Source organism: Clostridiales bacterium (assembly GCA_030016385.1).
Classification (GTDB): domain Bacteria; phylum Bacillota; class Clostridia; order Clostridiales; family Oxobacteraceae; genus JASEJN01.
On sequence record JASEJN010000009.1, the window covers coordinates 22,876 to 35,065 of the forward strand.

Consider the following 12,190-nt stretch of genomic DNA (forward strand, 5'->3'; position numbering starts at 1 on the left):
TAAGTTAAATTATAATCCATATTTTATTATACCAATTATCATTATTTTTTTAAACAATATACGACTTTTATCTTCAATTCGCAATTTGAACTTATGCTATTTTGAACACTCATTCGCCAGATTCAAGTTTCGATAAGCTTCTCACTTTGCCGCCGCAGAAAAATCCATCCTTAATCGCTGTCATGATGGTGCTCATGCTTTATATGATGATCTATATCAGATTTTATTATCTCATTAAACGGAAGGTTGTTCATAATAAAGTCATTTTTCATTTTTATGTAGCCAGCATATAATTTTGTCTGTATTTCCAGCATGTTTATTACTTTATCCATAAGCTTTCCTACATCATCGGCCCTGTCAAGAGCATCATCAATATCGCTTTTTTTGGAAAGCGCAATCTTATTGATGACGTCTGCAGAATTAACAAGCACATTATATGTTCCCGCAAGCTTTGCTAAAAGATCTGCGAGATAAGTCTGATCCGAATAATACGTCTGTACAAGCTGCGTATAATCCTCGGTAATATAACCTGGATTGACGATATCGGCAAAATTATTGCCTGTTGAACCGGTTTCCATTTAAAAACATCCCACATGAAATATTTACTATATTATTATATGGAACAATCCCTGTAAAATTGCTATTGCAATTTCATAAAACGGGTACATTGACGCCATTTGAAGAATATTCTTCAAATATAAAAAATATGCCCTCATAAAACTATATGTTCAGGCTTTTATATATCCCTGTAGATAAATCCCTTGCCGGATACCTCGGATGTATCGGTTATCGTAAAAAAGGCCGAGGGGTCAAGCTGTTTTACTAAATGCTTAAGTTCTGAGAGTTGCTTTAGTGTAACTATACAATAAATGATCCTTCTTTCCTTTTTCGTATATGCACCTTCTCCATAAAGATATGTAACGCCCCTGTGCACCTTTTTCAATATAGCTTCCACTATTTCCTCATCTTTTTCGGATACGATAAACACAGATTTCTTTCTGTCGAATCCCTCCTGCACCCTGTCTATGACCGCCGCCGATATATACATAGAGATCAGCGTATACAATGCAGGTTTAATGCCATATAGCGAAGATGCTATGCAGATTATAAATATGTTTATCGAAAAAAGCACCGTTCCTATATTGATGGACCTTTTTCTCTTTACAATAACGGCTATAATATCCGTTCCTCCCATGGAACCTCTGTTTTTAAAAATAAGACCCGCCCCTATGCCGTTTATTACACCTCCAAATATAGCGGCAAGCATTATGTCGTCAACTCTCAAAAATTCAAGGAACCTCACATAATTAAGCACTATTAGAAAAATAGACAGGCCAAATGTGCCTACAAAGCTGTATATTATAAAATCCCTGTCAATTTTCCTTATACCCTCGATAAAAATCGGTATATTCATGGCAAAAACCAGCACGCCGGTTGATATTCCGGTCGTATAATGCACGATAATAGCTATGCCGCCCACTCCTCCGCTTAAAAGATGATGGGGAATAATATACTCATTTATAGCTATCGCGGCAATCAAGCTTCCTGTCAGAATATTCATGACCCTTGAGATTATCTTCATTTGAACTTTCATTTCTGACTTCCTTTCTCTTTTTTAAAAGTACGCATTTAATAATACCCTTTAATTTGAAATTGCGGATTAAAGTTAATAATAATCCATATATATTTTGCATATCATTCCCTAGGAATATTATACTTTATGTAATATTTAATCAGTTCGAATAATAGCATTATAATATTCAAAGATTATAATATATAAAAATGCGATTGGAGGTATTCCCTTGAAAAAATTATACACTATTTGCATTATATTTTTAATAACATTTACAATGAATTCGTGTGCGTTTACGCAAAAGAATCCCTCACTCGGGGATGCCACAATAGCAAAGTCCATCGACAAAAATACGTCAAGGCCTAAAGAAATTTCCAGCCATTTTGTGCAAAGCGATCCTGAAATATACTTTATAGTAAAAACAACCAATTTTCCAAAGGATACCAAGCTTAAAGCCGTATGGAAATATCTGGGTGACGGCACGGAAGTAGCAGCGGAGATAATATGCAGCGGAACAAACTATGAAGTATTCACAATGAAAAGAAGCGGGAACCAGTTCCCTTCCGGAAATTACGAAGTTACTGCAAGTGCGACTGTAAACGGCAAACAGCTCAGTGCAAAAGCTGATTTTGAAATAACAGCTGAGGTAAAACCCGTTCACATTCTAAATCCAGTTACTTCAAAGTCTGTAGATAGCCAGGATAAATTAAACCCTGTAAACATAACTTCTGAGTTTAAACAATCGGATAATATTATCTACTTCATTATACAATCAAAGGACCTTCCAAAAAATACGAAAGTAACATGCATATGGTATTATAAGGATACCGGCGATAATCTTTCACACATAATCACGACGGAAGGAACAAGGAATATCGCATTCACCCTTAAACCCGATGCCGGTCAGAAGCTTCTTGAAGGCAAATACGCCGTCACAGCATCTGTTACAATAAACAATCAGACGGAATCGGTATCAAAAGAATTTTCTGTTATAAACGAATAATTTAACCGGCCAAAATTCGGCCGGTTAAATTATTCTGCTACTTTGCATTTGACAGTTTTTCGATACCTATATGCAACCTTCTCAAAGACTCATCCCTGCCAAGTACATCTGCTATTTCAATAGCTCCGCCCGGTGTATACTGTTTACCTGAAAGAGCTGTCCTGACAGGCCACAGCACTACTCCATTCTTTACACCCAGTTTCTCGATAACACCGTATAAAGCAGCCCTTATGCTGTCTTCATTCCAGTCCTGTAAATTTTCAAGGGCTTCATAAGAATTTTTCAGGCTTATAAAGGAATTATCCAGATTTGTTTTCATCTTCTTATGAACATACATATTTACATCATAATCCGGCAACTTTTCAAAAAAATCGATATTCGAAGATATATCGCTGAATACTTCCGTCCTTGCATGAAGCAGCGCGCTTATTTTATTAAGATCGATTTTATCGTTTTTTATTACTTTTTTGTAATATGGAAGAGCCTTATTATGGAAATCATCCAGTGACATTTTCCTTATATATTCGCCGTTCATCCAGTTTAGCTTTTTAATATCAAACATCGCTGAAGATTTGCTCAGGCCTTCTATGCTGAATTCGTGCTCAAGCTCTTGTAAGGAAAATATTTCCTGGGACGTACCTGGATTCCAGCCAAGAAGAGCAATATAGTTTATTATAGCCTGAGTAAGATATCCTTTGTTGTAAAAATCCTCAAATGATGCATCCCCCTCACGTTTGGCGAGTTTTTTACCACCTTCCTTAATTATAAGGGGAAGATGAATATATACAGGGATTTCCCATCCGAAGGCATTATACAATAAATTGTACTTCGGCGTCGAAGACAGGTATTCCACACCTCTCATCACATGGGAAATTTTCATGAGATGATCGTCTATTACATTCGCAAAGTTGTATGTCGGGAACCCATCGGATTTCAGCAACACATTTTCATCAAGAGTATTATTATCGACGGTTATCTTCCCGAATACCGCATCTTCAAAGGATGTAGCCCCTATCTCGGGTATCCTCTGCCTTACGACATAAGGTTCGCCTCTCTTCACTCTCTCTTTAGCTTCATCAGGCGGTATGTACCTGCATGGATCATTATATTTGGCTCCCAAGTTCTGATTTTCCTTTATCTCCTCGACCTTCTCCTTTGTACAGAAACAGTAATATGCTCCGCCAATGTCGATTAATTTTTCAGCATACTCCTTGTATATGCTTTTTCTCTGGCTCTGGACATAAGGCCCATAAGGTCCTCCTATGTCAGGACCTTCGTCATGCTTCAGCCCTGCGAGTTTCAGCACATTATATATGACATCGACTGCGCCCTCCACATATCTTTCCTGATCGGTATCTTCAATCCTCAATATGAATTTCCCTCCATATTTCCTTGCCAAAAGGTAAGCATATAAACCCGTCCTCAAATTTCCGATATGCATATAACCTGTAGGACTTGGCGCAAATCTTGTTCTAACTTCTTTCAAACCTATTCCTCCCTTATAAAAAAACAATATACTTGCCATATCATGCATTATACATCTATTTAACTTTTTTTATTTTACATTTTATAGTGACCAATGTCAACAACAGCTGCCTTGGCGGGAGGAGGTGCACATTTTATAGGGGCTTAACTATTGGGGATCTTGTACTGCACACCCTTTATAACGGCATTTTTCACTTCCATGAGGTCTATATGCTCGGCTATTTTGCCCTTGCCCTTTTTCCAGATAATCTTTATTTTTGGGCGGAGTGGATATTCCCTGTTCACTTTTTCCACCACACCTATATCACCGTTGCACATCCTGACCAGAGTCCCTTCAGGATATGGAACGATTCTCTTTAAAAATGCATTCACATACTTCAGATCAAAATATCTGCCTACTCCGCCCATGATATATTCCACTGCTTCATTTGGCGGTATTGCCAGCCTGTATGGCCTATCGGAAGTCAATGCATCATATACATCTGCTAAAGAAACTATTTTCGAAAACTCATGTATTTTATTGCCTTTAAGATTATACGGATAGCCTGTACCGTTAATCCTTTCGTGATGCTGAAGTATTACAATCCTGGAAGTTGGATAGATTCCATCCTCATCTTGAATATAATTAAAGCCCCTTTCGGGATGTTTTTTTATCAGGCTGAATTCCGTTTCGGTAAGCCTTCCGTTTTTTAATAGTACCTCTTTTGGTATAAATATTTTGCCTATATCGTGAAGTATCGCACCTATTGTAAGTTTATACAGCCTGTTTTCAGTAAAGTTGAGCTCCATACCTATGATTATAGACAGCACTGCAACGTCAATACTGTGCTCATACGTATAATTGTCCATTGTTTTAATATCCACAAGATTGACGAGCACATTCTTTTTCGATAAAACTTCATTTAGAAGTTCCCGTGATATTTTATCTATATCTTCAATATATTTATATTTTGATTTCGAAGCCTTCCTGAAATCCAGCAAATTTCCCTCCCTGTACTTGCTATATTTCATTAAATTCTCATAGCTTTCCTTTATGGTTTTTATGGCTTTTTGCCTTATTTCAGGCTTTATAATATCTTCGAGTTCATTTTCACTATATTCATCTTTTATATATACAGAATATATCCCATTCATCTCAATCTTTTTTAAAATCGGATTGTCAAGTTTAGCGCCTTTTTTAAGAAGCGCTCTACCGCAACTATCCAGTATCGTCTTTCCAAGGTAAGAACCTTCTCTAACACAATTAACGGGAACCAAACGCAAAACTATCCCTACCCTTCAAAATGAGATAAAAAATCCCCTAATTGTTTTTATTTTCTACATAATTATCTAAAATCCTTCAAAATTTTATCTCTTTCTCCAGGTTAATTTTAAGTATATCGTGTCTATTCATCCTCATAAAAACAGCTTCCGCCGATAAACTCCCTGATAATTGAATTCGTCGGAACCTCTTTTTCATTGACGGTCAGGAAGTAACCCAAAAAACTCAGCAGCCTTTTTGCCTCGGAATATGCACTGCTGCTTCTCTTAATCTCTTTCAAAAGCGGTTCGGCATATTTTTTGAGCACCCCGAGTTCATAGATCAGAGCGGAATTAAACATCATGTCGGCTTCCTCCTGATATGGGAAAATGTTTATATCCTCTCCTCTTCTTACATCAGGAAAACCAAGTATGGTCGACTCTGCGTTCCTTCCCCTCGTTCTGTTATCCCTGATTATCCTTCTTAAAATTCTAAGATCGGTAGTCGGTATCCTGTTGTGGTTATCGATATTAAGCTGCGTGAGGGCGCTTACATATATTTTAAACTTGTTTTCAGGGGCTATATCGCATGTAAGGGCTTTATTAAGGCCGTGAATTCCCTCAACTATGAGTATTGTATCCTTGCCGAGTTTTAATTTGTCCCCCTTGTATTCCCTGCGTCCCTTTATAAAATTAAATACCGGAAGATCTATCTCTTCCCCATTCAGAAGCTTTTTAAAATGTTCATTGATCAGTTTTATATCCAGCGCGTCGATAGATTCGAAATCGGGCTGGCCGTTTTCTTTTCTCGGGGTTTTATCCCTGTCTAAAAAATAATTGTCAAGGGATATGGCTTTGGGCCTGAGACCGTTGACGCGAAGCTGAATAGACAATCTCTTGGAAAAAGTCGTCTTTCCCGAGGACGAAGGGCCGGAGATAAGAACGATTTTAATTTTATCTTTATTGTCGGTAATAGTATCGGCAATTTTTGCAATTTTTTTCTCATGCAGCGCTTCCGACACTCTTATCATATCACCCATTTCACCAGACGAAACCTTGTCGTTTAGGGCTCCTACATCAGCGACATCCAGTACCTTTGCCCATTGTTCAGCTTCCCTGTATACCAGAAAAAGCTTCTTTTGATCCTGATATTCGGGAATTGAGTTTTGAGTATATATATCGGGATAACGGAGTATAAAACCTGGTTCATAATATTCCAGCTCAAAATATTTAAGGTATCCGGCGGATGGGACCATGCTTCCGTAAAAATAATCGTATACCCACCCGCACTTATATACGTCTATAGTATCGCTTTTCAAATATTTAAGCAGCCTTAACTTGTCGTTTTGCCCGTATCTCCTGAAGAACTCCGCCGCTTCCTTTAAACTTATCGTTAGCTTTTCAAATGGAGCATCGTCATTTATTATCTTCTGCATCCTCTCACGTATCTGCGCTATATCATCCTTATTAAGCTTTTTATCTTTGTATATTTCTCCATAAAGTCCCTTATTCAACGAATGTTCAACGGATATGGTACAGCCCGGGAATACCTCCATAGCAGCCCTTATAAGCACAAAGGACAAACCTCTTGCGTAAATCCTTCTTGCCTCGTGTGATGACAATGTCAAAAACTCAACCTTTGAATCCCTGCTTAATGTATCGTTCAGCTCTTTCAAACCATTGTCAACTTTTGCGATAATTATATTTTTTTTATTCTCTTTATATAAACTCTTGATTAAGTCCAGCAGACTTATACCTTTATCGCATTCTATCCTTTGGCCGTTTTTTAGTTCAACATGTATTTTCCCCATTAAACATCCACCTTCTAAGCTATAATTATCAACATGATTCTATTATAAAATATACATCTGCAAAGCAACCTTTTTTTACTTTTTTATATATAACCTTCGATTCATAATATGAGCTTATGCTATTTTGAGCACTCATTCTGAGCACTCATTCGAAGATATATAACCTATTATATGACTACGGCATTAAATTTATAAACATCTAACCCGTAATATAAAATATGCACTGCAAGGCTAAACCGATTTTTTTAAACCCCTTATATATTTTATATCCTTTCGACATATGCTGGATGCCCAGACAAAACCCGCTTTTTCATATACAGGTATGAGCGTCTCCAAAAGCTTTATTTTTACGACCGGGTCATCTGTAAGTATCATTACATTATTCAATTCCCTTATACAATGTATGTAATCACCTGATTTCAAGAATTCATCAGCAAGCATAAACCTTGCATCAGGATCGTATGGTTCCCCTTTCATTATAAAATTCATATAAATGGACTTTGCACATTCATGGGGCAGTTCATCTTTATTTTTCGTAAGAATTTCAAATACTTCATCCAGTAAATTACGCGGAACGCCGACATCGTCCTCCTCCCAGTAACTATAGCCTGACGCTGCGATAGGTACTGTTGCACATTTATAAAGGAGCTCCAGACCCTCTTTTTTGTTTTCATCAAGCAAGTATTTGCCCAGGATATAATAATGAGCGGCGTAATCAGGGGAAAAATTGATCGCCCTGTTTAGATACTTTTCCGCTTCTTTTGTGTGAGTATACAGCAGCTTTTTCCCAAGCATGCATAAAAGCTGTACGGCAAATGGATCCCTCTTTAATATAAGAGAATCCAAAGCATCTTCATCTTTTGCTTTCTCTATGAGGTCCAAATCAAAATCAAACAATGACGATACGCTGCCTATCTTGTCTATGCACTCCTCATATTCTTCTCTCGTTCCCTCCGCCATATACTCATCGGGGTATAAAAGAGCCTTATATTCCTGTATAAGGCAATTGTATATAAAATTATCGAATGTCGAGTTCAATATGACATAATTACAAGTTTCAGACAGCCAGAGCACTATATAATATTCTTCAGGATTTTCTCCATATTTTAAAAAGCAGAAGCAATCCCCATTCCCCAATCCTCCGAATGGGAACAGCCCGACTTCCATTTCGCCTCCGGACCTTAAATTATTGTTTATAAAATCTTCAGCCGAAAAGAACTCGCAGTTGCCTATCATATAACTATCGCCCAACTCAGTAATAAGAAGTTTATATGAATCAGGAAGATAGAAATTATACTTTCTTTCAAATTTTTCAAACCTCAGTTTCAAGATGCACATCTCCTTTTGTAAAAACACTTATGCATAGCAGTTATTAATACTATTCTATCATAATATCAGCCATGTTCTAAGCATAATTAAAATATTACCGGGTACATACAGATTATTTGAAGAATATTATGGAAAGAGCAATATGAGTTTATGTTATTTTGAATACTAAAAAGGGAAAATGGTTATATTAAATTTGCAAAACTTTGAAAGCGGGTGAAGCAATGCTTATTGTAATCGTAAGGTCAATTATATTATACATAGTCGTGCTCATAGTAATGAGGATAATGGGCAAAAGGCAGATCGGCCAGCTGCAGCCTTTTGAACTCGTGATAACCATAATTATATCCGAGCTTGCCGCGGTACCTATGCAAAATACCGGAATCCCTTTGCTCTATGGCATTATACCTATTGTAATATTGATGATTGCCCATATAATACTCTCCTTTGCCTCGCTGAAGAGCCTTAAAGCAAGAGCCGTCATATGCGGAAAACCAAGCATATTAATAGACCACGGCATCGTAAGAACCGATGAACTTGCAAAGCTGTATTTTAATATAGATGATCTTTTGGAACAGCTCAGGGTAAAGGGTTACCCAGATATACAGGATGTTGAATTCGCAATACTTGAAACAAAAGGGCAGCTGAGCGTTATACCAAAATCAATGAAAAGGCCTGTGACACCAAAGGATATGAATTTGGACATCGAGCAGGAAAGGCTTCCTATAACATTGATAATAGATGGCAAAGTGGTACGGGAAAACTTAAAAATTGCCAAACTGAATGAAAATGACATCAGGAAAAATTTAAACAACAGCGATATATCCGATTTTAAGCAAGTGCTTTTTGCAGGTCTGGATTCATCCGGAAAGTTCTTCTTTCAGAAAAAATAAAGGGAGGGAAAATCATGAAAAAATTTATAATGTCAATGGTCATCCTTGTAATAATATTGACTTTTAGTGTTGCTATAATAATATATTTTAAAAATACATCCAACCAGCTCTCCTCATCCGTACAAAAAACGATGAAATTCGTATCTGAAGGCAAATGGAACGAGGCTGAAACAAGCATCGACGACCTGGAAGGCAAATGGGACAAAACAGAAAAAATATGGGCAACCCTAACAGATCATATAGAAATGGATAACATAGAATTGTCCATGAAAAAATCAAAGCAGTATATAAATACAAAGGATGTACCCCTTGCCCATGCGGAACTAAACAGTTTAAGGTTTATGGTGGAGCATATTTACGGCAAAGAGATATTTAATTTAAAGAATATTTTATAGCCATCATTTCAAGATCTTTTTAACGAAATCCCTTACTTTATTTTTAAGTCCCAGACCCTCGGATATATCCTTGCTTAACATACCCGTGCCGCTTACGAATTTACCGCCCCTTTTAGTTAATACACTTGATATGCTTTTTAAAGCCGCATTTCCACTTCCAAATGAAGTGATTACAAATGCAGCCGTCTTTTTACCCTTTACGCCGTTTATATCGACCAGATAACTGTTGACTGCAGGAGGAGCCTGCACGCCAAAAACCGGGCTTACTATGATTATGATGTCGTACCCGCTTACATCCAGATCGGCATTGAGAATGGGGACTTCTCTTTTAAATGTCGCCATTATTATTTTTTTTATTGTGCCTTCTTCCTTCAACGGCTGAATTGTTTCATATTTGACCTGTGCTCTATTTCTATTTTTAAGCATCAAGCCTCCAATAAGTTTTGCAACATCTTTTGTTTGGTTGTTTCCAGAATAATAAACAATTATCGCTTTCAATTTAACTATGTTTCCTCCAAATATATGTAGAATACTTATATTTATTTTAAACTTAAATCCATAAACTTACAAATGTAAAATATTCCAAAGTCAAATATCGATTAAATTTAATATATGCACCCGTTACTTCAATTGCTATGAAAATGCATGTCATAAATGTCATACGGATTGGAATTGCAGATACCCATTACTTCGATTCTTAAATTGAGCTTATGTTATTTTGAATGTTCATTCGTCGCTCAAAATAACATAAGCCTATTTATGCCTGATTTCAAATTGCGAATTGAAGTACCCATTAATAGACTATTGACTATTGTTAAGAATTGGTTAATAATAAAATTGATAGCCGATAGTCCCGGTGGGACTATTGATGTCCAGCAATGTTTTGCAAAATTTATTTATAAGGAGAGGATACAATGCCACTTGTAACTTCAAAAGAAATGTTTAAAAAAGCTTACGAAGGAAAATACGCAATCGGAGCTTTTAATGTTAACAACATGGAAATCGTACAGGGAATAATTAGTGCTGCAAAAGAGGAAAACGCACCGGTAATACTTCAGGCTTCTGCCGGAGCGAGAAAATATGCAGGCCCCATATACTTAAAGAAACTTGTTGAAGCAGCAGTTGAAGAATCGGGTCTTCCTGTAGTTCTGCACTTAGACCATGGTGATAGTTTCGAGCTTTGCAAATCCTGTGTAGATGGTGGATTTACTTCCGTCATGTTTGACGGATCAAAGCTTCCATTTGAGGAAAACATCAGGATTACAAAACAGGTTGTTGAATATGCACACGCCAAAGGTGTCGTCGTCGAAGCCGAGCTCGGAAAGCTTGCAGGAATAGAAGATGCAGTCAATGTCAAGGCGGAAGATGCTATTTTTACAGACCCGAATCAGGCTGCAGAATTTGTACAGAGAACCGGAATCGATTCCCTTGCAATAGCTATCGGAACAAGTCACGGAGCATATAAATTCAAAGGCGAACCAAGGCTCGATTTTGCAAGATTGGAAAAGGTTCAAAAGTTGCTGCCTAACTTCCCAATAGTACTTCACGGTGCATCATCGGTACCGCAGGAATTTGTTGAACGCTGCAATAAATACGGCGGAAATCTCCCCGGAGCAAAGGGCGTTCCTGAAGAGATGCTCAGGAAAGCCGCATCGATGGCTGTATGCAAGATAAACATAGATACTGATTTAAGATTGGCAATGACATCTACTGTAAGGAAACATTTTGTTGAACATCCTGAGGATTTTGACCCGAGAAAATACTTGGGAGAAGCAAGAGAAGCCATTAAGCAGATTGTAAAGCACAAGATAAGGGACGTACTTGGCTGCAACAATAAAGCATAAAATACGGCAGATTAATAGATAAAACTCGATAACAGGCGGGCTTCCAGAAATGCGGTGAAGTCCGCCTGTTATTTTTATGAGCCTTAAAAAGGATTATCCGATTTTATGAAGAATATACAAATTATAAGTTTACCATACAATCTTAAGGAAAGCCGGCGAAAATATGGCGATTTCGAAGATAACGGCACAGGGAAAAATAAATACAGACAATATCTCAAATAAAAAAGTAAGCTCCGGTTTTAAAGAGCAGTTCAGCAACGCGTTTAAAAAAGAAACCGACAAGCAGCTTGAAAAGCTGCTTCATAGTATAAAAAAGAGCGGAAGGGAGATAATCGAGTCTCAGAGCATAACATCCGTGCATAAATATAAAGAAGAAATAAAAGAATATCTTTCCTTCGTGCTAAAAGATGCATACCGGGTGGCAAAGCTTCGCAGCATGTATAATGGAAACTCTTCTACAATTGTTCAAATAATCAATAAGGAGCTTGACAAGCTTACCCAAACGGTACTTTCAGAAGAAAAAGGTACTCTCGCCGTCGCAAATATGATAGAACATATAGAAGGCCTGCTTGTAGATATTTACAAGTAAGCCTTGTTGATATGGCACATCAAAATTATTCG

General features: G+C 37.3%; 12 protein-coding genes. 5 read left to right on the forward strand and 7 right to left on the reverse strand.

Going from position 1 to position 12,190, the window contains the following annotated elements:
• Positions 1-170: 170 nt before the first annotated feature.
• Positions 171-578: a hypothetical protein gene (locus tag QME45_03635; protein MDI6617755.1), complete on the reverse strand. Its 408-nt coding sequence runs from the start codon at positions 576-578 to the stop codon at positions 171-173.
• A gap of 158 nt (positions 579-736) precedes the next feature.
• Positions 737-1,594, reverse strand: a complete 858-nt coding sequence (locus tag QME45_03640) for a YitT family protein (GenBank protein ID MDI6617756.1) — start codon at positions 1,592-1,594, stop codon at positions 737-739.
• Positions 1,595-1,802: 208 nt separating this feature from the next.
• Here QME45_03640 and QME45_03645 point away from each other — a divergent pair, with 208 nt between their 5' ends.
• Positions 1,803-2,576, forward strand: a complete 774-nt coding sequence (locus QME45_03645; protein MDI6617757.1) for a hypothetical protein — start codon at positions 1,803-1,805, stop codon at positions 2,574-2,576.
• Between the two features lie 37 nt (positions 2,577-2,613).
• Here the strand turns inward: QME45_03645 and gltX are convergent, their stop codons facing one another.
• The 4 genes from gltX to QME45_03665 all read right to left on the reverse strand — a co-directional run bounded on the left by gltX (position 2,614) and on the right by QME45_03665 (position 8,440).
• The gene (gene gltX / locus QME45_03650; protein ID MDI6617758.1) at positions 2,614-4,068 is read right to left on the reverse strand and encodes a glutamate--tRNA ligase; all 1,455 of its coding nucleotides are present in this window, start codon (positions 4,066-4,068) and stop codon (positions 2,614-2,616) included.
• 137 nt (positions 4,069-4,205) lie between these two features.
• The gene (locus QME45_03655) at positions 4,206-5,324 is read right to left on the reverse strand and encodes an HD-GYP domain-containing protein (GenBank protein MDI6617759.1); all 1,119 of its coding nucleotides are present in this window, start codon (positions 5,322-5,324) and stop codon (positions 4,206-4,208) included.
• A gap of 122 nt (positions 5,325-5,446) precedes the next feature.
• Positions 5,447-7,111, reverse strand: coding sequence for a nucleoside kinase (locus QME45_03660; GenBank protein MDI6617760.1), 1,665 nt, complete (start codon positions 7,109-7,111; stop codon positions 5,447-5,449).
• 231 nt (positions 7,112-7,342) lie between these two features.
• Positions 7,343-8,440: an SMI1/KNR4 family protein gene (locus tag QME45_03665; protein MDI6617761.1), complete on the reverse strand. Its 1,098-nt coding sequence runs from the start codon at positions 8,438-8,440 to the stop codon at positions 7,343-7,345.
• 221 nt (positions 8,441-8,661) lie between these two features.
• Between QME45_03665 and QME45_03670 the strand changes: the two genes are divergently transcribed.
• Complete coding sequence (locus QME45_03670; GenBank protein MDI6617762.1) at positions 8,662-9,330, forward strand: DUF421 domain-containing protein; 669 nt, start codon at positions 8,662-8,664, stop codon at positions 9,328-9,330.
• Between the two features lie 14 nt (positions 9,331-9,344).
• The gene (locus tag QME45_03675) at positions 9,345-9,725 is read left to right on the forward strand and encodes a DUF4363 family protein (protein MDI6617763.1); all 381 of its coding nucleotides are present in this window, start codon (positions 9,345-9,347) and stop codon (positions 9,723-9,725) included.
• A gap of 3 nt (positions 9,726-9,728) precedes the next feature.
• On the opposite strand, the gene QME45_03680 is transcribed toward QME45_03675, so the two are convergent.
• Positions 9,729-10,223 (reverse strand): hypothetical protein, encoded by a 495-nt coding sequence (locus tag QME45_03680; GenBank protein MDI6617764.1) that lies wholly within the window; start codon positions 10,221-10,223, stop codon positions 9,729-9,731.
• Positions 10,224-10,639: 416 nt separating this feature from the next.
• Between QME45_03680 and fba the strand changes: the two genes are divergently transcribed.
• Together fba and QME45_03690 are read left to right on the forward strand one after the other, a co-directional pair.
• Positions 10,640-11,569, forward strand: a complete 930-nt coding sequence (fba, locus tag QME45_03685; GenBank protein ID MDI6617765.1) for a class II fructose-1,6-bisphosphate aldolase — start codon at positions 10,640-10,642, stop codon at positions 11,567-11,569.
• 163 nt (positions 11,570-11,732) lie between these two features.
• Complete coding sequence (locus QME45_03690; GenBank protein ID MDI6617766.1) at positions 11,733-12,158, forward strand: YaaR family protein; 426 nt, start codon at positions 11,733-11,735, stop codon at positions 12,156-12,158.
• Positions 12,159-12,190 lie beyond the last annotated feature (32 nt).